A 20904-nucleotide genomic window follows, 5' to 3' on the forward strand; every position below is an offset into this window, starting at 1 on the left:
GAGCGCCCCGTCGCCGTTGCGGCCGCCGTGCCGCGGGTGTCGTCCGGCCGTTCCACTCGCCGGACGAACGCGATGGCCAGGGAAATAGATGCAACGGCGGGCGATCGAGAGCGCGGAAAATCTCAATCTTTCGGCCGCGGCGGCGGGCGGAAGGCCCGGCCCTGTGCAATCCCCAGGTGGCGAGCCTTGAAGAGTTCGTTCGCCGCGCCGTTCCAGGTGTACTCCCGATCCATCTTCGTGGGCGATTCTGACAGGCCATCGCGGCTGACCGGGATGATCAGGGCGTCGCCGGTGTCCATTCGCTTCAGCCGCAGGTAACGGATGTCCCGCGGTGCCCGGGTCACCGGAATTGCGAACCGGCGTTCGTCCGGGCTGTCGTGGTTCCAGACGGTTGGATCGTCCGACCGGAATAGGACTAGCCACTCCTTGGGTCCGCCGGCGCCGCGCGGCGGGGGCGGATCGTCCGGCACAGCCAGTTGCCGGCGCTCCTCGCCGGACAGCGACCTGCCCGTGACGGCGATCTCGAACGCCGTCGGGGGAATCTCCTTCCCCTTCCAGACGTAGTACTGCTTGTCGTCTGACCGAACCTTGTGGCCGAACCCGGACCCGGTGAAGTCGTCCCGCCCGATATGGCAGACGGCGATGTCCCCGGTGGAAACGGTCGCGGCCATCATCGGGCCGGGTCGCGGCACCGTGACGTTCTGCCCGTCCCACGGGTAGCCCTCGCGGAGATCGACCGCGACCGGCGGTCCGATCATTTGCTGCCACAGTTCTCGTTGATTCGGGTCGAGGGTGCCGACGATCCGGCCCTGCACGTCCGCCCAGAACTCGGCCGGGTTTTTCACCCGCTTGTCCGGGGCGAACAGGTGGTCGGCCCAGGCGCGGTGCGTGTCGTGCTGAACCTTGCGGATCTGCTCCCGCTGGCGGGCGGTGAGTTTGAGGGCCTCCACGATCTTGGGGTCGGAGAAGCCGTACCGGCCCTGCTGCTGGACCTGGAGGACGATCATCTGAAACCGCGGCCGTTGTTCCGGGGTCAGAATCTCCGTCAGTGCCGTCTCGACGGCCCCGCCGGCGTCTCGCGGCCCGCGGTCGCGTGGGTTCGGTGGCCGAGTCGGATTGGCCGTGAGTTGTGTGATGCGGGCCTTTTGGGCGTCCGTCAGCCCCAAGTCCTTCTGGACGTTCGCGTCCTGCACGACGGCCAGGAGCGTGGACCCGCGGAGGCCCGCCAATTCGGTCACGATGACGGCGACCCGCTCCCGACTGAGGGCGAGTTCGGCCTGAATGTCCGGGTCGTCGGCGTGCGCGGCGATGAAGTCCTCGTAGTAGTCGAGGACCGTCAGCAGCAGCCGGCGGCGAACGTCCTGCTGGCCGGGGTTGTGCGCCAGTTCCCCCTCGCTGAACTGCACGACCAACTCGATCGCCCGGCGGGCCTGGGCGAAGTCTTGTTCCGCCAAGTCGCGGGCGGTCGCCTCGGCCTCGTAGGCTTTCTTCGTCCGGGCCTGCTCCGCGGCGAGTTCGTCGTAGGCCGCCTTCGTCCGCTTCTCCTCGGCGGCCAGCTTCGCGAACGCCCCGTCGAGGTTGTCGTAGGCCGTCTTCGTCGCCCGCTGCTCTCGTGCGACGAGGACGGTGCTGACGGCGAACCCGACGAGGCCGAAGGCGAGGAGCAAGATGCCGGCGACGACAGCCGACGGGTGCCGCCGCGCCCACTTGCGGGTCCGCTCCACGAGGTTCGGCCGCTTTGCTCGGATCGGCTTGTCGGCCAAGAACCGCTCCAGGTCGTCGGCCAACTCCTGGGCGCTGCCGTAGCGGTCGCCCGGGTGCTTCGCTACCGCCTTCAGCACGATCGTTTCCAGTTCGACCGGGACCGTCGGGTCCACCGCCCGCGGCGGCGGCGGTTCGGCGAACGCGATCTGGTGCAGCAAGGCGTGGCGGTCCTTGCCGTCGAACACCGGGCGGAGCGTTAGCAATTCGTACAGCGTCGCGCCGAGAGAGTACACGTCGGTGCGGTGGTCCACGAGGCCGCGCTTCCCCATCGCCTGTTCCGGGCTGACGTACCTCAGCGTACCGAGCACCTCGCCGGACACTGTGAGATCGATCTGACTCTGGAACTGGGCGAGGCCGAAGTCGGCGATCCACACTTGCCCTCGCGCGTCGAGCAGCAGGTTCGCAGGTTTGACGTCGCGGTGAACGACGCCCATCTGGTGGGCGTACTCAAGCGCCTCGGCCGTCTGCCGGCCGAGCGTGGCGACCGTGCGGAAGAACTGCCGCGAGCGGTTGGAGTGTTCCGTCGTCAGGGCGCTGACGGCTCGCGTCGGCCGGTGAGGTTCGGCCGTCCGCCCGCCGAGATCGGCGATCAGCGCGGCGAGGCTCTGGCCCTCGATGTACTGCATGGCGTAGAAGTGGACGCCCCGCTCGGACCCGACGGCGAACACCGGCACGATGTGCGAGTGGTGCAAGTGGGCGGCGGCCTCGGCCTCGTTGCGAAACCGCTGCAACTGTCGCGCGTCGGCCCCGCCGGCGAACGGCAGAATCTTCAGCGCCACCCGCCGTCGCAGTGAGATTTGCTCGGCCTCGTAGACGATGCCCATGCCACCGCGGCCGACTTCCCGCAGCAACCGATAATCGCCGAGTTGACCCAACTCGCCCGGCGGTTCGGCCGGGATCGTCTTCCACCGTTCGGTCGGCTCCTCTGCCTGTCGGATGACCGATACCAGGCCCCCAATCTGATGATAGCCCTGAACGAACTCGGCGAGGTCGGCGGCGTACTCCGGGTGGGCCGCCAAGAATTCCTGTGGGTCCGGCGGCCGACCGGCCTCGACGGCCTCGACGTAGGCCAGCAGGATTTCTTGCAGCCGGTCCTGGTCCGCCCCGTTCGTCATGGCCGGCCCGCCTCTTGAAGAAGTTCCCGCAACCGTTTCACGCCCCGGAACAGTAAGCCCATCACGGCCGGCTTCGTCCGCCCGACCGCGGCCGCGACTTCGGCCACCGGCCACCCCTTGAGGTGGTGCAACTCGACGACCTGCCGCTGGTCAGCGGGCAACCGGCCGAGTGCGCCCGCCAGGCGGACGAGTTCCTCCACCCGCACGACCCGCTCACTCGGCGACGACTGCTCGGCCGCCAGCCACCCCTGGATGCGGTTCGACGACTGGTCGAGGGTGTCGTTGAGCGAGCGCTCCCGGTCGAGGTCGCGGGCGTCGGCGAGGTACCGCCGGGCGTTGGCCGCAAGCGCGTTCGCCAGGATCGTCCGGAGCCAGCCGACGAGTTCGGCCTCGGTGCCGCCGCGGAACTGGTCCCGGTTTTCGTGGGCCTGCAAGAGCGTCTGTTGGACGACGTCGGACTCGTCCAACTTGGCCCGCATTGACGGGTCGAGGTGCAGGCGGGCCAAGAGCCGCAAGTAGTCCCGGTACCGGTCGAGTTCCCACCCGCCGCCATTGCCGATCGACGTCACGCGCACCTCCCACAACTCTAGATGCGGTGGCCGCCCCTTGAGAGCGCCGGGGCGGGCGAATTGGGAAAATCTTTCACGCCGTCGAGGGCCGGGAAGAAAGTCACCCGGTCGGGTGGGGACGAAATCCTCGGAGTCGCGCTCTGGTTGAGCGGTGATCGCATCCATTCGGGAGTGCAACGCCCGACCCGGAGCAATCTATGAACTTCAAGCAGTTGATTACCGTGGCCACGCTGTTCCTCCCGCTCGTCGGCTGGACGTTGTCCGATGCCGCGCCCGGCGAGGAAGCTACGGGCCGGGCGCGTGACACGTGTCGAGTTCCTGAGGAAGACCTCCGATGCCTCGACCTCGACGAGCAGCTTCTTCGTTGGCGAGTGATTGCGGAACGGAAACTCGCCGTCGGCCAAGACCTCGCCCGTGGCCGACTGACGCTTCTCGCGGCCGCGGGCTTGATCCGCGAGATCGACCGGCAGAACCCGGACTTCGATCACGAGGCATTCCAGTTGATCGTTCGGCCCAAGGGCGATGGCGAGTGGTATTGCCGGTATGCGATCGGTCTTGCCGAGCGCCCGTCGAACGATCCCGACCGGCGTCGCGTGCTTGCCGGCCTTGAGGACGAATTGCAACGCCTTCTCGAAGCGGAGGCCGTGACCCTGCCATCGACGAAAGAACAATAATTGCACCCGCTGGCCGATCCGGCCGCGTTCCCTCGGTTCCGCGGAAAGATTGTTCCGCCGCCCGCGCTCTGCTAGGGCAGCCGACGCATCTGACCTCATACCCGCCTTCTTACCCCGCGACCGGATCACGTTGTCCCCAGTCGCACGAGTCCTTTGTTCCCAGGAATGTCCATGAAGACGTCTCTCCATCGCCCCGGCCGGGGTTTCACGCTGATCGAGTTGTTAGTCGTCATCGCGATCATTGCCATCCTCATCGGCCTCCTGTTGCCGGCCGTCCAGAAGGTCCGCGAAGCGGCGGCCCGGGCCAAATGTACCAACAACCTGAAGCAACTCGGCGTCGCTCTCCACAGCTACAACGACATCTACGAGAAACTCCCGCCGGGCCAGTACAACGACGACATGAAGGACTGGGGGTGGGGCGTGTTCGTACTCCCGTACATCGAGCAACAGGCTCTGTACACCAACCTGATGGCTGACACGACGAACTTCGTCATGGTCAACAAGAGCGGTGGCGGGTCGAACATCCCGAACTCGTACAGCACGACCGACGCGAACCTGGACAACTACGGCACCCGCAGTCGCGTCAACGCCTCGGCGGGGGCTCAGAATGGCGTCGGGGTCGCCCAGACCGTTCTGAACGTGTTCATCTGCCCGAGTGACATCCTGCCGAATCAAGTCACCGGCAACTACGCGAAGACGAACTACCTCGCCAACATCGGCAACTCGACGAACAGCTCGTCCGGCACGGCCGTGCTCATTTGGCCGAAGGGGGCGGCCACGACCGACGGCAACTACTACTACGCCAACCCGAGCAAGGGCCAACAGAACGGGTTCTTCGTGCACGCCAACGAGAACACGACCACCTTCTGTACGTCGCTGACGTCTATCACGGGGGCCGACGGGTTGAGCAACACGATCGCCCTCAGTGAAGCGACCGAGAGCGTGTCGGCGACGGTGTCGAACCTGAGCGGCAAGATCCCGCTGTGGGCCGGCGGGAACCCGAACAGTAACGGGACCGGGGTGGCCAACATGTCCATCAGCTTCCGCGTGGCCGACAGCAACATGACGCCGAACAAGAAAACCACGACGGCCCCGATCACCAACATCGACGGCACGTTTGCCAGCAAGCACACGGGCGGGGTGAATTGCCTGATGGGCGACGGGTCGGTCAAGTTCGTCCGCGACACGATCACGCCGCTCGCGTGGGAAGCCGCCGGCAGCCGAAACGGTGGCGAGGCGATCGCTCTGGACTAACAGGTCACGCTCCCGTACGCGGAGCCGAGCACGTCCGTCCGTCTTCACGTTCATCGGGTCGCCGCGCGTGAAGTCACCGCGGCCGTGAAGTCCGAGTGGCCGTACAATCCCCTCCACCTGCGGTCAAGAGTTCTCCCGCCTTCGTCGCCATTCGTGAGACCCGCCATGCCACTCCCCCGCGTGATCGTGCTCGCCCTCCTATTCGGAACCGTGGGCGGGGTGGCGATGGCCGAGCCACCCGCCCCGATCGCCCTCAGCCCGTTCGGCATCGGGAGTTGCTACACCAACAACCGCTCGGCCCGGGACAACGCCCGGTGGCTCCCCCAGATGGCCGCGATCGGCCTCGCCGTCCACCGGACGCCGCACACCGACTGGGGGGCTGTCGAACCCGAGTCGGGGACGTGGGCGTGGGGGCCGCTGGACGAACAGATGAAATACCTGGACGAACACAAGTTCACCTACGGGGCCATCCTCGCCGGGAGCCCCAAGTGGAACACGAAGGACAAGCCGGGTACGCTGCCCGTCAACAATCTGCCCGGCTGGTCGCGGTACGCCACGGAACTGGCCAAGCACGTCAAAGGCCGGGTGCGGCACTTCGAAGTGTGGAACGAGCCGCCGAACTTCACCGGCAAGGACCAGACGCCAGCGGATTACGCGAAAATCGTCGTCGCCGCCCACGACGCGATCAAGGCCGTCGACCCCACCGCCCTCGTCGGGCTGGCCGCCAAGTCGGCGCACGTGAACTACCTGGAGCAGGTGATCAACGCCGGGGCGAAGGACCACTTCGACTACGTCGTCCTGCACCCGTACGAGGTGCTCAACGGCGTCGCGGACAACACCGGGTCGGAGTCGGTGTACATGCACGTCGTCCCCACCGTCCGGAAGATGCTCGCCGCCCGGAACCCCGCCAAGGTGAACGTGCCGATCGTCTTCACCGAACTCGGGTCAGACGCGAAGCGGGGGGGCGACCACCAGGCCCACGCCTTGGTCAAGGCGTACGCCATGGGTATCGCGCAAGGGGTCGCGTGCGTCCAGTGGTTCGAGGGCCGCGACGGCGACAGCGGCCCGATGGGCTTGCTCGACAACAAGGGGAAGCCGCGGCCGGCGTACACGGCGATGGGCCAGATGATTAAGCACCTCGGGCAGCACCCGTCTTACCTCGGCTGGGTGTTGCTGAACGACCGGCACTACGGGTTCGTGTTCCAGGGCGCGGCGGGCACCGTGCTGGCCACGTGGGCGTCGGGCGGCACGCCCGCGGTCGTCGACTTCGGCCGGGAGGTGGCGATCGCCAACCCGGTGACGGGCAACGTGGTAGCCGCGACGTCCTACGAACTGACGGTCGCCCCCGTCCTGGTCCTCGGCGTTCCCGAACCGTTAGTGGCGCAAGCGAAGGCCAACGCGGGGAAGCCGTTCCCGTGGGACGGGGACTACACGGACGCCCAATCGGTGTCGATCACGTTCGGCGAGAAGACCATCGAGAAGGGGTTGCACACGCGGTCGGGGAGTGCCGTGGCCGAGGCGGTCGTCGCGTACGGCGGATCGGCGCGGGCTGGCAACGTCCCGGGCGGGAGCGTGTTCATCATCGACCCCAACTTCTTGTCCTACACGCCCACGCCCATCGAGATCACGGCCGTCGTCCGCCGCAACCCGGCCAACGACAACGCCGGGTTCAAACTCGTCTACGAGTCGGCGACCGGGTTCAAGACGGCCGGCGGGTGGTACACGGTGCCGGACAACAAGCAGTGGCACACGGTCCACTGGCGGATCGACGACTCGCAGTTCGTCAACTACTGGGGGTTCAACTTCAACCTGGAATCCGACGGGGACAAGTACAACAAGTACTTCCTCCAGAGCGTGACCGTGACGAAACTCGCCAAGTAACCGCCCGATCGGACGGGGCAAGGCGAACGCGATCAGTCGGAGAGCAAGTCCGCTGGCAGGTCGCGTCAGCCTTTTGTCGCCCGCACCTTCGCCTCGAACGAATCGAGTTGCGCCCTCAGCCCGTCGATCTGGGCCAACAGATCCGCCTGCGGGTGAGCGGCGTCGGCCGACTCCTGCTGCTCCTCCTTCATCGTCTGGAGGTTGTTGACCACGATCGCCACGAACAGGTTCAACACGAAGTACGTCGTGAACAGGAGGAAGGTGGAATAGAAGATCCAGGTCTCGTGCGGTTGGGCGTCGAACGTCACCTTCTGCTTCTCGACCCAGCCTTCCAGTGTCATCGTCTGGAACAGCGTCCACATGCCCTTGCCCAGATCCCCCCAGTTCGCCGGGTCGGACTCGTGGAACAGGTGGAATCCCACGATGGCATAGGAATAGAGCAGCAAAACGATCATGACGATCAGCCGCGACAGCGACCGGAGCGAGGCGATGATCGTGCCCACGATGAGCTTCATTTCCTGAGACACTTCGATCAGTCGCACGATACGGAGCACCCGCGTCAGCCGGGCCACGGTCGCGGTCGGCCCGGCGGCCGGGACGAAGGCGACCGCCACGACGATCACGTCGAACGAGTTCCACCCGTCGCGGAAGAACGCGGCCGGGGATTTGGCGGCGAGGAACCGAATCAGGATCTCGGCCGTGAACAGCCCCTGGAAGACCCGGTTTAACACGATGAACGTCGGCCGCCAACTGTCGGACAGCGACGGGATCGCTTCTAGCCCGAGGACCACGGCGTTCAGGACGATGAGGGTCATGGCCAACTTGTGAAACGGCGGACTGGACGCGACCCGACGGGACCAAGCGTTCATGGGCGGACTCCGGTGAGGGAAGTGCCCGCTTTCTTACGCCCGCATCACGGGCGCGGCGAGCGAGACGGATTTGACACGATTCTCTGGTCACGATCCGTCTCGCGAATGCGCTCGCGGCGTGTTGTTAGGGGAAAGGCCCACCAGGATTTCTTCGCATCGAGACTTGCCAATTAGACCAGGCGGTGTACTCTTTCAGTGTCTTGTTGAGATTAATTCTCAACAACGACCCACGAGACCGCTCGCTTCCGCCGGTGATGGCTGCCGTCACCTTCCGTACGCCAGGCGACTTGTGATCTTCTCCGAACCCCGTTCGGAGGACGCCACGGTTACGTCCGTCCTGGACCATGCCCGGTAATCTTGCCCGTTGCCTGACGCCGAACCGTCAGCGCTTGCGTCCCGACCCACCAACCTTCGGGCTTCGTCGCGCCGCTATGAGGCCCGCGAGAAGGGAGAGAAGCGATGCAACTGTGGCGAGCGAAGCCGAACGGCGACAACCCGCACTGGGTCTGCTGCGTGATGACGGCGGTCCCCGTACTCCTCGGAGTCGTGATGGCCTTCTCCTGGATCAACCCGCAACGCCGGTCGGCCCCGCCGGCGGCGAAAAAGACGAGCCCGAACGCCGCCCCGGCACTGACCCTGGCCGTGAGGATGCCATGAACAGTAGCGATGCCCACCACTACGCCGCGGCCGAACACCTCTGGGGTGGCCGCCCGAACGCTGCTCGTGACGCGGCTCTCTCCGGATTGCAGTTAAATCCGGACCACGCCGGCCTGCACGAACTGGCCGGGTTGGCCGAGTTCGAACAGGAATGTTACGGCCCCGCCGTCTTCCACTTCGAGTCGGCTTCCGTCCTCGCCCCGCTGGGGACGGAAGCGCAACTCGCGCTGGCCGACTGCTACCTGCGGTTCGGCCAGACCCACGCGGCTGGGACCATCTACGCCTTCCTGGCGGAAGAAGGCCGTTGCCCGACCACTCTTCTACCGGAAGTGGCGAAGGGCTTGGGCCGGTTGGCCCGGTACGAGTTGGCCCTGAAGGTGTGCCAGCGGATGTGCGCCTTGCGGCCGACGTTCCACCCCGCCTGGTTCGGCGTGGCGTACTATCTGCGGAAGCTGCGGCGTCCGGCCCGATTGCTGGTCTTCCCGCTTCAGACCGCGTTCGAGTTGGTCCCGCAATCGTGGACGTACCGCCTCAACCTCCTGATGGTGTTCGGCGAACTCGGCCAGCTGCCGGATCACCTGCACTTGTTGGACGGCGTCCCGGTCGAGGCCCTGAACTGCCGCTGCCTCTGTGGGCAGTTGGCGGCGGCGTTCGCCACGGCCGAGGATCACAGCCGGGCCGCCGAGTTCCTCGCCCGGGCCGATTCGCTGACCGGCCGGTCGTTTGACGCAGACTCCGAGACGTTTGACCGTTAACTCCACACCTGATTCTCTCACCGGAAAGGACGACGATGCGATTCACGACACCGAAGGGGAAGATCAACCGGGCGCTCGGCCTGGTCGTGTACGAGAACCGCGGGGCGGTTAAGGCTTTGGAGCGCCGCGAGTACAAGCCCGGCATGCACGGCCAGGCGCGGACGAAGGTGACGCAGTTCGCCCAGGCGATGATCGAGAAAAAGAAGATCAAGCACTACTACGGCCTCCACGAGCGACAACTCGAACGGTTCTTCCAACTGGCCACGAAGTCGACCGCCAACACCGGCGAGGAGTTGCTGGTCCTGTGCGAACGGCGGCTGGATAACGTCGTCCGCCGGGCGGGGTTCGCACACACGCGGCCGCAAGCCCGGCAGGGCGTCTGTCACGGGCACTTCCGCGTGAACGGCAGGAAGGTGGACGTGGCGTCGTACCTCGTCAAGCCCGGAGATATTATCTCGGTGGCCACGCGGGCAAACGTCGAGAAGCACTACCGCGAGGTGCTGACGCAAGGCTTGCAGAACGCCGACTGGGTGCTCCGCGACGGCGACAAACTCTCGTTCACCGTGATGCGCCTGCCCGCCCCACAAGACATCAGCCTGCCGGTGGACATCCAGCGCGTCATCGAAATCCTGTCCCGCTAACCCACCGACCCCACCGACCCCACGGAGTTCCCCATGCGATTCGCGTTTCTAGTTTCGATCTTCGGCCTGTCCGCGAGCCTGACCGCCGCGGACAAGGAAACGGCCCCCGCGAAGCAGACGGTCTGCCCGGTCATGACCAAGGAAGACGTCAGCGGATCCGAAGTGAAGGAAGTCGAGTGGCAGGGCGTGAAGCTCAAACTCTGCTGCGACACGTGCGTCAAGAAGTTCAACGCCGAACCCGAAGCGTACCTCATTCCCGAACTGCTCCCGCAATTGAAGGGTAAGGAACTGCCGAAGCGGAAGATCGAGCAGGTTTACTGCCCGGTCACGAAAGATCAGGTTGTGAACAGCAAAGACCCGTCCACGACGTACAACGGCGTCACCGTCTACTTCTGGAACAACGCCGCGAAGAAGAAGTTCGAGGCCGACCCGAAGAAGTACGCCGACGAGAAGTTGCTGCCACAGTTGAAGAAGAAGTAACCGCGATCAGGACGGCCGGGGAGCCTTGGAACGCGCCCCGGCGTAGCCCGCGACGATGGGGAGATCGATCCGCGGTGCGGGGCACGGACGCCCACCTTCTGTAAAATCACCTCCCCAGACCTTGAACGAAAGAGTGTGCGTAATGCGGTCGTACCTTCTCGCGTTGGCGTTCGTCTCGTTGCCCTGCGTACCCGCAACCGCCGATTGGCCGGGCTTCCGCGGCCGCGGCGACGGTGTTTCGAAAGAAGCCTCGTTACCTACGACGTGGTCCGAGACGGAGAACATCGCGTGGGCCGTGGACCTGCCGGGGTACGGTCAGTCCGCCCCGTGCGTCTGGAAGGGCACCGTCTACCTGACGGCCGTTGAGGGGGCGAACCGCGAGAAGGGGTTCATCGTCGCGCTCGACGCGACTACCGGGAAAGAGAAGTGGCGGCACACGTTCGAGCCGACGCAGAAGGCCGCGTGGGGGTACACGATCAGTCGGGCCGCACCGACGCCGTTGGCCGACGACGCCGGCGTGTACGCCTTCTTCGAGGGCGGCAACCTGATCGCCCTGACGCCGGACGGCCAGTTTCGGTGGGAGCGGTCGCTGGTCAAGGAGTTCGGCGAGATCAAGGGCGGTCACGGCCTCGGGTCGTCGCCCTGCCAGACGACCGACACACTCTTCGTCCTGATCGACCAACCCGGCCCGTCGTACCTGTTGGCCGTGGACAAGGCGACGGGCAAGGATCGCTGGAAGGCAGAGCGGGAAAAGCGGATGTCGTGGGCCTCGCCCGTTGTCGCTACGCGGGACAGTAAGGTCGAGATCGTCGTCAGCAGCGGCGGCAGCGTGGCCGGGTACGACCCGGCGAAGGGCGACGTACTCTGGGAACTGAAAGGCCTGAGCGGCAACACGCTCCCGTCGGCGTCCGTCCTCGGCGACACGGTGCTTGTCGGGGCAGGGGCCGGCCGCGGGATGGCAGCCGAGCCGAAAGCGCCCGTGAAGTCGAACTGCTGCCTGACGCTGACGACGGAGAACGGCAAGCCGTCGTACAAGGTTGCCTGGAGCGCCGCGACCGCGACGGCCAGCTATGCCACGCCGATCGCGCACCGGGGGCAAGCGTACTTCGTCAACGCGACCGGCCTCCTCTTCGGCCTGGACTTGGCCACCGGCAAGGAGTTGTACTCGGAGCGGTTGCCGGCCCTCTGCTGGGCGTCGCCGATCGCGGCCGGGGAGTACGTCTACTTCTTCTGCAAGAACGGGGCAACCGTGGTGGTGAAGGCCGGTGCCGAGTACGAGGTGGCGGCGACCAACCGCCTGTGGGACCCGAAGGCCACCGCCCCCAAGCCAGCCCCGGCCGCCGAAAAGAGCGACAAAGGCCCCGGCCCGTCGGGCGAGTACATGGACCCGATCGTGTACGGCGTGGCGGCGGCCGACGGCTCGTTTTTCGTCCGCACCGGCACGAAGCTCTACCGCGTCGGCAAGAAGTGAGCCGAGCGGCCCGGCCTACTTCTTCCTCTTCCCCAGGAACTCGTACGCGCCGTTCGGGAACTGGCCGAAGCCGTTCGACTGGACGCCGTTGCGGTTCGACCCCGTGAACTGGTTGGGCGACTGCACGATCTTCACACGCACGGTCTTCGTCTGGCCGTTCTGCACGACGCCCGCGTGGACGGCGGCCGTGGGGAAGAACGAGTCGAGCGTGTACTGATCGGTCCCCCAGATCGTGCCGCCGGCCATCACCATGCCCGGCGCCGGGCCACCGGCGAACGCCATCCCCGGCACTTGGCCGCCCGTCACCCGGAACGTCAACACCTTTCCGAACTGGTTCGCGTAGGCCATCATGCTGGTGGGGGCCGGGGCCGCATTCGCGGCGAGTAGGTCGTCCTCGTCGGGCGTGTCGCCGATGGCGTACACGTCGGCCAGCTTCATCCGCAGTTCGCCGAACTGGAACGTGCCGATCCGCAGGTTGGCGGCGCTGAGCGTGCCGGCGAGCTTCGAGTCGTCGGTGTGAATAACGTCCTTGTCGCGGAAGTCGAGTTGCGTCTCCGTGTACTTCGCCTTCAGGAACGCGACCAGTTCTTCGGCCCGCTGCGCGACTTCCGGGTCCTCGTGTTCGGTCGCCTTCAGGAGTGCCCCGAAAGCCCGCGGGCCGACGGCCTTGATGTCCGTGGAGGCTTGCTGCCGAACCTTATGCTCCGGGCTGCCGAGCGCCTGCACGGCCGCGCGAACCTTGTCCGCGTCGGCCGGTGGGATGCGCGTGGCGAACTCGACGCGCTTGATGTCGGCGATCGCCACCTGGAGCGTGCCGTGTTTCGTCACGAGTTCCAGCTTCTCGTCGAGCAGTTTCACCTTCATGACGCTGCCGTCGATGAACTTCACTTCCACTTCCGGCCCGGCCAGCGTCGGCTTGGCGTCGCCCGCGGGCGGCGGGGCGGCCGAACTGCGGAACGGCATCAGCGCCAGGGTGGACAGGCCGACGGCCCACAGGCTGCAAACGATCGCGCGTCGCACCGACATGGGAGGATCTCCCCGAAGTTCTCGGAACCTCCGTCAGCGTACCATGCCGCGAATCAAAACTCCACGCGCTGAATCGACGCGGTGCCCGCCCGCAGCGGCAACACGGTCGCGACCACGCCCAAAGTCAGGCCGATCGGCAGGCCGGCGTACACCCACCAGGGGAAGTCACGCGATTGTAACTTGTTGAAGTGCCGCAGCACCGCGGCCGCGTGCATCGGCACGGCCATGAGCGCCACGACCACCACCACGAACAGCAACCCCGTAATCATGTTCACGGTGCCGCTGAAGCCGACGACGATCTTGCTCGGGTCGGTCTCGCGGAAGTTCGGCATGTACGCGCCGAGGCCGACGTTCAGCCCGCTGAGGCCGACGGCGATGGTGAGGATGGTCAGCGCGTGAACGAGCACCCCGACGGGCGACAGGCCGAGCAACAACTCGCTGCCGACCACGAGTGTCAGGCCGATGGCGACCGACCCGGTCGCAGCGAACGCGAACTTGCCGACGAGGATTTGCCGGCGGCTGATCGGCATGAGGCCGAGGATCCAAAACTTCCGCCCTTCCAGTGAAATCAGCGGGAATATGAACCGACTGAGGCCCGCGCACAGCAGCACCGAGACGCCAGCGAGGTTCACGAGGCTGACGATGTACTTGTCGATCCCGTCTAACTCGGCCTGGCTGAATTGCCGGAAGTTCCGCACGCCGAGGAGCATCAGCCCGGCGAACAGGAGTAGGATCGCCCACTGCGACGGATCACGGCGGAAGGTGCGGAAGTCCTTCACGACGAGGATGCGCGTCGGCTTGTCGAGGTAGAAGACGAGCCACTCCATCACGCGGTCGAGGACGTTGCCGCGGTAGACTTTCTTGCGGCCACCGCTGCCGGTCGTGCGGTCGAAGGCCGTGCGGTAGAGCCGGCGTGCCGCGAACGCCGCGAGCAAGAACGCGAACAGGCCGTTGCTCCAAATCAGCGCGAGCGGGATCAGGATTTCGCGGGCCGAGTCGCCGCGGGCGGCCGCCAAGAGGCCGTTGGTCATCCAGTGGCTCGGCGTGATCGGGTTGCGGGCGAGGCTGAACTGGCCGATGAACCCTTCGAGGGCGTCGCGGTTGTTCGTCGTGACGGCCGCTTTCGACGCCGCGCTCACGCGGTAGAGCCAGACGCCGAGGGCAACGACCGCGACCGTGCCGGCGACCGTCAATACCTGCCGCCGGTTGCGGGGCATGTACCGCATGAACAGCAAGCACGCCAGAGCCGACGCCGCCCCCGGCAACAGCACGTAACCGAGCAAGAACAGCGGCAGTAGCGGGTAGAACGCCAGCGGCACCCCGGCCGTCACGCCGTAAGCGACGAGGATGGGCAGCCCCATGACGACGAAGCCCCACGACGAGAACGACACGGCGTCGATGAACTTCGTCGCGAAGATGCGGTCGGCCCGCGCCGGCGTCGTCAGCAGGAACCGACTCTCCGGCGACGCGAACAGGCTGGCGTAAAGGATGATGCCCGTCGACATCAGGAGCATGACGCCGAGCGTGAAGAACAGCAGGTCGAACAGCCCGCCGACGATGAAGCCCTTCATCGGCAGGTTGTTCTTGGACAGTTCGAGGAAGCCGAACGCGCTGAGGCCGAAGACGAGGAGGGCGACGATCACGCTCGTCGCAGCCATGCTGTAGAGTTTGACGCGGCCGGTTTCCATCAGCACGCTCAATCCGTTGCGGAAGAGTCGCGCGCGGAGCCGGCGAAAGACGGCAGCTTGATCGAGTGCCAGAGACATGGGGAACCTCGGCCGCGAGGGGACTGGTTCCGGGTTATACCCCGCCGGGGGCGGTTGGGTTTCTCTTAACTCCCTCTCCCCCTCAAAGCCGGGGGAGAGGGAATAAAAATCGCGTTACGCCGTTGCTTCCACCGGGGCGGATGCCGCGGCGGCCTCGGCTTCCTGAATCTTCAACTCCAGTTCGGGCGTTACCTTCTTCGTCCCCTTGCACTTCGGGTACTTCGCGCAACTCAGGAAGAACTTGCCGCCGCCGAACCGGGACTTCTGCAACTTCATCGGGCCTTCGCACTCCGGGCAGGCTTCCGTGATCTCCACGTTCGGCATCGGCTTCTTCACCGGCGGCGGTGGGAGGACGTCCTTGAGTTGCTCCTTCAACTCGGCCGACAGCGGCTTCGCGTTGCGGCACTTCGGGTACGCGGTGCAGGCCAAGAACGGCCCACGGGGGCCGCGCTTGATCGTCATCGGCGACTGGCACTTGTCGCACGTCACACCCGTTTCGATCGGCTTCGCCGGCTTGCCGTCGGGGCCGATGTCCACGATGTTCTTGCACTTCGGGTAGCCCGTGCAGCCGAGGAACGGCCCGCGGCTGCCCTCCCGCTTCGCGAGCGGCTTGCCGCACTTCTCGCAGGTGTACTCCGTCTCCACGCTCGACAGCACCGGCTTGCCGTCGGGGCCGAAGTTCATCGTCGTCTTGCAGTCGGGGTAGCCGGAGCAGCCGAGGAAGAAGCCGCTCTTGCCCTGGCGCTTCAGCATGAACTTGCCGCACTTCGGGCACGGGATGTCCGTGACTTCCGGCTCGATCACGCCGACGATGTACTTGCACGGGTTCGCCTCGTCCGCGAAGCCGCTACAGCCGACGAACGGCTTCTTCGTCTTGCGGCTGATGCGCTCTTCGAGCGGTCGGCCGCACTTCGGGCACATCTCGCCCGTCGGGATGCCGCCGCGGTGTTGGGGCATCGCCGTCTTCGCGGCTTCGAGTTCCTTCGTGAAACTGCCCCAGAACTCGTTCAGCACGTCCTCGTACTGGAACTTCCGCGTCTCAATCTCGTCGAGTTCCTCCTCGAAGTGGCTCGTGAACTTGTAGTCCATGATCTTCGGGAAGTGGTCTTTCAGCAGCTTCGTGATGACCTTGCCGAGACCCGTGGCGTAGAAGCGGCGGTCCTTCTGCGAAACGTACCCGCGGTCCTGGATCGTCTGGATGATGCTGGCGTACGTGGACGGGCGGCCGATGCCTTCCTTTTCGAGCATCCGCACGAGCGAGCCGTCGTTGAACCGCGGCGGCGGCTGCGTGAAGTGCTGCGTGCTGAACAGGTCAAGCCGGTTCAGCGTTTGCTTCTCCGCGAGCGGCGGCAGTTCCGTGTCCTCGCGCTTGCCGGGCGGCAGCACCCGCATGTACCCGTCGAACTTCAGGATGCGGCCGGTGGTCCGGAACAGCCCCGCCCCGGCGGTGATCTCGACGTTCGTGATGGCAAACAGCGCCGGCGTCATCTGGCAGGCGACGAAGCGGTTGTAAATGAGCGTGTACAGCCGCAGTTGATCGCCGGCCAACCCGAGCGACCCGGCTCGCTGCGGGGTCATCGCCACGTCGGTCGGCCGCACGCACTCGTGAGCTTCCTGGGCCGACTTGCCGCTGGCGTAGAAGTTCGCCTTCGCCGGCAGGTAACGGTCGCCGAACGCCTGCTGGATGTGGCCGCGCACGGTGTTGAGCGCGTCGGCCGAAATCCGCGTGCTGTCGGTCCGCATGTACGTGATGAGGGCGGTCGGCCCGAGCCCGGTCAGTTCCACCCCTTCGTAGAGGCGTTGGGCCGTGTCCATCGTCCGCTTCGCGGTGAAGCGCAGCCGCTGGTTGGCGTCCTGCTGCATGGTGCTGGTCGTGAACGGCGCCCGCGGCTTCTGCTGCTGGTCCTTTTGCTCGACCTTCGTGATGACGAACGGCTGGCCTTCGAGGGCCTTCAGCACCGCGTCGGTGTCGGCCTCGGACTTCAGTGCGAGTTCGGCGCTGTTCCACTTTGCGAGTTCGGCGGTGAACGCCCCTTCGGGGGCTTCCGGGATACCCGACTTTTCTTCCTCGTCGTCGTCCGGCTTCTCCGGCGCGTTCGGGTCTTCCGGCTTCGCGTCGGCGGCTAGGGCCGGCTTCTCGACCTTCTTCTTCGCGAAAATCTTGCTCTTGGAAGCGACGGCCTTCCACGTCACACCGCTGCCCTCGGGCGTCAGCAGCGCGGTGAGCTTCCAGTATTCCTCGCTCTTGAACGCCTCGATCTCCAGTTCTCGCTCGACGATCAGCCGCACGGCCACGGATTGCACGCGACCGGCGCTGAGGCCGTACTGCACCTTGTCGCCGAGGAGGTTCGACAGCGGGAACCCGACGACGCGGTCCATCGCCCGGCGGGCTTCCTGGGCCTTCACGCGATCCATGTTGATCGCTTCCGGGTTGGCGAGCGCGGTCTGGATCGCCGACTTCGTGATTTCCTGGAAGGTGATGCGGTACGTGTTGTCCGGGTTCAGTTGCAGTTCGTCGGCGATGTGCCAGGCGATCGCTTCCCCTTCGCGGTCGGGGTCGCTCGCCAGCAGGACGCGGTTCGCCTTACCGGCGGCGGCTTGCAGTTCGTCCAGAATCTCCCGCTGCGTGCGGCGGCCGCGGCGGACCTTGTTCTTACTGCCGGCGTCCACGACGTACCGCAGTTTCCAGCCGTCGGAGATGTTGATGCCCTGCACTTCCTCGTCCTTCACGCCCTTCTTATTGGTCGCGAGGTCGCGGACGTGGCCGTAGCTGGCGAGCACTTTGTAGGCGTTACCCAGGTACTTATTGATGGTCTTCGCCTTCGCGGGCGATTCCACGATGACGAGATCGTACTTGCCCTTGCCGCCGCTGCTGGCGGTCGCGCCGGGCACGCTTCGGTCGGTGCTGGCGGCTGCCGTACGCTTGCGGCGGGCGGCGGCAGGTTCAACGCCGGTCGGGATTTGCGCGGCGGCCTCCGCGTCCGCCTTCTTGGTGGTCTTGCGGGCGGGTGCCTTCTTCGCGGGCGTTTTCTTCTCGGCGTCGGGCTTCTTGCGTGGTGTTGGCACCGGCGATACTCCTACTTGCGGTTGTTGTGACCCGCAGAATCTCTACAATCGTGGGTCCAGGGCGACCGGAAAACTTCATCACCTGTAGTACAGCGATATACGCACTGTCAAGGGGCCGACCAACCCTCCCCCTCCGTGCGGTCGTCGTAAATTGAGGCAGGACAATGGCCTACAACCCGTTCGATTTCTTCCGCCGGAACCAGAAGACGGCCTTTGCCGCCCTCACGATCTTCGTGATGTTCACGTTCGTCCTCTCGTTCGGCCAGGGGGACTTCTTCCAGTGGTTCGGCGGCTGGCTCGGCAGCAACTTCCGCAGCCGCGGCAAGGACGTGATGGCCACCATCGACGGCCGCAAGGTCTATGACACCGACCTGATGAAGCACGACGACGACCGCGCGCTGGCCGACCAGTTCATGCGCAGCATGCTCGATCAGGTTTCCCGCGACGCCGACGTGAACATCCGCGAGAACCTCAAGTCGGCGACGAAGTCGACGCAAGAGGCGGTGCAGAAGTTCTTACAAGCCCGGCGGCGCGGGTACATGGACGAGCGGATGTGGAATTTCGTTCAAACCCAACCCGACATCCTCCGGCAACTCGGCCCACAGTTCCAACAGCAAGTGATGATGGCGAAGTTCCAGGCCCAGAGTTCGATCCGGGCGCTGACGACCATGCCGAATCAGAGCGACACCGACCTGAACGTGGCGAAGGCGGCCGAGAGCCTGATCCAACTCGACAGCGTCGCCGAGCGAGTGGGCCAGGAAGGGTCGTACTTCCCGTACGCCCAGGGCAAGACGAACGAGTCCCGCCTGGAGTTCGACCTGTGGCTGCGGAAGGCCGACAAGCTCGGCATCACGATTCGCCCGTCCGACGCCCCGGCGTTCGTGCAGGAAGAGTTCAACAATCAGATCAAGCCGGAAGTCTGGACCGCCGTCGAGAAGACCTTCCAGACCAAGCAGGGGTTCAACCGCTCGCGGCTGGAATCGGCCCTGGCGGACGAGTTCCGCGTGAAGACGGCCTTCGACATCGTCATGGGCAAGGTGCGGCCGGTCGTCACGCCCTACGAGACGTTCCAGGTCTTCAAGGAAAAGAGCGACCCGGCCCTGTACACGATCATGGCCGTGCCCGCGGAGAACTTCCTCGACAAGGTGACGGGCACGCCGACGGACGCGGAACTGCGTGACCTGTTCGACAAGTACAAGGCCGGCGAACCCGACCCGACCCGCGAAACGCCCGGCTTCCGCGACCCGCGCAAGCTGAAGATCGCATGGCTGGAAGTGAAGGGTGACGAGCCGGTCTTCAAACAACGCGGCGAGGAAGCGTACAAGCTCAACGACCTCGGCGTGCGGCTCGCCGCCCTCGGCTTCGGCCCGACCGGGACGCTGATCGCCCCGCTCACGCTGACGCTTGCCGACCCGCAATTGCAAGCCGCTTACGCCGGCTACCGGGTGAAGTTCGAGGACAGCATCCGCGACAACTGGAGCCCGACGCGGCGGGAAGACGACCGCCTGCTCGACACGAGCGTGGTTCGCCCGCAGGTGGTCGCGGCCGCCGTGGGCTCGACCTTCGGCTCGCTGCTCACGCGGGGCAGTTTCCTGACGCCGCTGATGTCGATCCGCGAGCGGGCGTTGCAGAACGAGCGGAACGACCGCGCCCGCGGGCTGGCGATGTTGCTCGCACCGGGATCGACCGCCGGAACCGGCGTCGTCGGCAACACCATTGCCGCGGGCGTGTCCTTGCCGAAGCCGCTGCCACTGGACGTGGTCCGCACCGAACTGGTGGACGCCGTGAAGAAGAGCGTCACCCTCGGGGCGGCCCAGGCCGACGTGCAGGCGTTCGCAACCGAAATGTCCCGCCTGGGGGCGAAGAAGGACAAGTCCGAGGCCCGCAGTTACGCCGACAAGTACATGGCCGAGCGGGGGCTGAAGCACGGCGGCAGCACCGACTTCCGCGACCAGTACGCGATCGACGAAGACCCCGGCCTTTCGGTCCTGGCCGACAAACTGGACCGCGGCCACCGCATGAACGACATCCCCCTCAAGTTCGGCCCGGCGTTCTTCCAGGGCCGCGACCCGCGGGGCGTGCCGACGCTGAGCTACTTCGACCCGCAGGTCTACCCCGACCAGGGGCCGGGCAGCCAGGTCACGCTGCGGGAGTTCGAACCGACGTACCTGACGTGGCGGACCGATTCGGTCGAACCGTCCACGCCACGGGAGTTCGCGGCGGCAAAGCCGAAGGTCGAGGCCGCCTGGAAGCGGATGAAGGCCCGCGAATTGGCGAAGCAATCGGCCGAGGAGTTGAAGAAGCGAATCGATGACCGCCTGAAGGAAGAGAACGCGATGGGCCAGAAGGGTAAGGTCCAGCAGATCGTGAACTCGACCTACCACACCTTCCAGCAAGAGAAGTACAGCACGGACCCTGAAAAGCAGGGACGTTCGCCCTTGTTCTTGGTGGACAAGGTCGCCCCGTTCCGCATCGACGCCGGCTCGCCGTTCGACGTGCAGAACCGTGGCGAACAACTGGTCGGGTTTCAGTTGAATCACCTGACGAAGCGTCAACTGCCCAACCCGAGCGTCAAGATGGCCCGCGATCTTGTGGAGTCGAAGGACAAGCCACAGGGCACGACCCTGTTGGAGACGGATAAGGCGAACGACATCTACTACGTCGCGGCCCTGGTGGAGCGGGACGATTCGCCGCTGCCGTACTTCGAGGCGAAGGGCATCGTCGAGGGCCAATCGCAGGTGGCCAGCACGGTGCTGCGGATCGCAGAGTTGGACGCCGCCCGCAAGATCCACGAGAACGTCGTGGCCCTGCTGAAGACCGAGTTCCGCGTCGCCAACGAGAGCGAGAAGCTGAAGGAAAAGCCCACCGCCGAGTGACCGGCGGACGCGCGACAGAAACGAACCGGCCGGCCCGATC

General features: G+C 65.7%; 15 protein-coding genes. 9 read left to right on the top strand and 6 right to left on the bottom strand.

The window, feature by feature from the left end:
* Positions 1-122: 122 nt before the first annotated feature.
* Both PX52LOC_RS15770 and PX52LOC_RS15775 read right to left on the bottom strand, forming a co-directional pair.
* The gene (locus PX52LOC_RS15770; RefSeq protein WP_149111019.1) at positions 123-2879 is read right to left on the bottom strand and encodes a serine/threonine protein kinase; all 2757 of its coding nucleotides are present in this window, start codon (positions 2877-2879) and stop codon (positions 123-125) included.
* Positions 2876-3448, bottom strand: a complete 573-nt coding sequence (locus PX52LOC_RS15775; RefSeq protein WP_246173736.1) for a sigma-70 family RNA polymerase sigma factor — start codon at positions 3446-3448, stop codon at positions 2876-2878. The genes PX52LOC_RS15770 and PX52LOC_RS15775 overlap by 4 nt, the downstream gene beginning before the upstream one ends.
* A gap of 197 nt (positions 3449-3645) precedes the next feature.
* On the opposite strand from PX52LOC_RS15775, the gene PX52LOC_RS15780 reads away from it, so the two are divergent.
* The 3 genes from PX52LOC_RS15780 to PX52LOC_RS15790 all read left to right on the top strand — a co-directional run bounded on the left by PX52LOC_RS15780 (position 3646) and on the right by PX52LOC_RS15790 (position 7257).
* A complete protein-coding gene (locus PX52LOC_RS15780; protein ID WP_149111021.1) occupies positions 3646-4122 on the top strand; it encodes a hypothetical protein in 477 nt (158 codons plus the stop codon).
* 171 nt (positions 4123-4293) lie between these two features.
* Positions 4294-5376 (top strand): DUF1559 domain-containing protein, encoded by a 1083-nt coding sequence (locus PX52LOC_RS15785; RefSeq protein WP_168219022.1) that lies wholly within the window; start codon positions 4294-4296, stop codon positions 5374-5376.
* A gap of 165 nt (positions 5377-5541) precedes the next feature.
* The gene (locus PX52LOC_RS15790; RefSeq protein ID WP_149111022.1) at positions 5542-7257 is read left to right on the top strand and encodes a glycoside hydrolase family protein; all 1716 of its coding nucleotides are present in this window, start codon (positions 5542-5544) and stop codon (positions 7255-7257) included.
* A 65-nt stretch (positions 7258-7322) separates the two neighbouring features.
* Here PX52LOC_RS15790 and PX52LOC_RS15795 read toward each other — a convergent pair whose 3' ends face one another.
* Entirely contained in the window at positions 7323-8126 is an 804-nt protein-coding gene (locus PX52LOC_RS15795) for an ion transporter (RefSeq protein WP_149111023.1), read from the bottom strand.
* A gap of 459 nt (positions 8127-8585) precedes the next feature.
* Between PX52LOC_RS15795 and PX52LOC_RS15800 the strand changes: the two genes are divergently transcribed.
* The 5 genes from PX52LOC_RS15800 (at position 8586) to PX52LOC_RS15820 (ending at position 12130) form a co-directional block, all read left to right on the top strand.
* Complete coding sequence (locus tag PX52LOC_RS15800) at positions 8586-8783, top strand: hypothetical protein (protein WP_149111024.1); 198 nt, start codon at positions 8586-8588, stop codon at positions 8781-8783.
* Positions 8780-9538: a tetratricopeptide repeat protein gene (locus tag PX52LOC_RS15805; RefSeq protein ID WP_149111025.1), complete on the top strand. Its 759-nt coding sequence runs from the start codon at positions 8780-8782 to the stop codon at positions 9536-9538. The genes PX52LOC_RS15800 and PX52LOC_RS15805 overlap by 4 nt, the downstream gene beginning before the upstream one ends.
* 35 nt (positions 9539-9573) lie before the next feature.
* Entirely contained in the window at positions 9574-10179 is a 606-nt protein-coding gene (gene rpsD, locus PX52LOC_RS15810; protein ID WP_149111026.1) for a 30S ribosomal protein S4, read from the top strand.
* A 33-nt stretch (positions 10180-10212) separates the two neighbouring features.
* Entirely contained in the window at positions 10213-10659 is a 447-nt protein-coding gene (locus PX52LOC_RS15815; protein ID WP_149111027.1) for a hypothetical protein, read from the top strand.
* Positions 10660-10801: 142 nt separating this feature from the next.
* A complete protein-coding gene (locus PX52LOC_RS15820) occupies positions 10802-12130 on the top strand; it encodes an outer membrane protein assembly factor BamB family protein (RefSeq protein ID WP_149111028.1) in 1329 nt (442 codons plus the stop codon).
* 15 nt (positions 12131-12145) lie between these two features.
* On the opposite strand, the gene PX52LOC_RS15825 is transcribed toward PX52LOC_RS15820, so the two are convergent.
* From PX52LOC_RS15825 to topA, 3 genes are all read right to left on the bottom strand, one after another.
* Positions 12146-13156, bottom strand: a complete 1011-nt coding sequence (locus PX52LOC_RS15825; RefSeq protein WP_149111029.1) for an LCCL domain-containing protein — start codon at positions 13154-13156, stop codon at positions 12146-12148.
* 53 nt (positions 13157-13209) lie between these two features.
* Positions 13210-14922: a putative ABC transporter permease subunit gene (locus PX52LOC_RS15830; RefSeq protein ID WP_149111030.1), complete on the bottom strand. Its 1713-nt coding sequence runs from the start codon at positions 14920-14922 to the stop codon at positions 13210-13212.
* A gap of 114 nt (positions 14923-15036) precedes the next feature.
* Positions 15037-17988 (bottom strand): type I DNA topoisomerase, encoded by a 2952-nt coding sequence (topA, locus tag PX52LOC_RS15835; protein WP_149111031.1) that lies wholly within the window; start codon positions 17986-17988, stop codon positions 15037-15039.
* Between the two features lie 164 nt (positions 17989-18152).
* Here topA and PX52LOC_RS15840 point away from each other — a divergent pair, with 164 nt between their 5' ends.
* Entirely contained in the window at positions 18153-20864 is a 2712-nt protein-coding gene (locus PX52LOC_RS15840) for a hypothetical protein (protein ID WP_149111032.1), read from the top strand.
* Positions 20865-20904 lie beyond the last annotated feature (40 nt).

Source organism: Limnoglobus roseus, assembly GCF_008254045.1.
Taxonomy (GTDB): domain Bacteria; phylum Planctomycetota; class Planctomycetia; order Gemmatales; family Gemmataceae; genus Limnoglobus; species Limnoglobus roseus.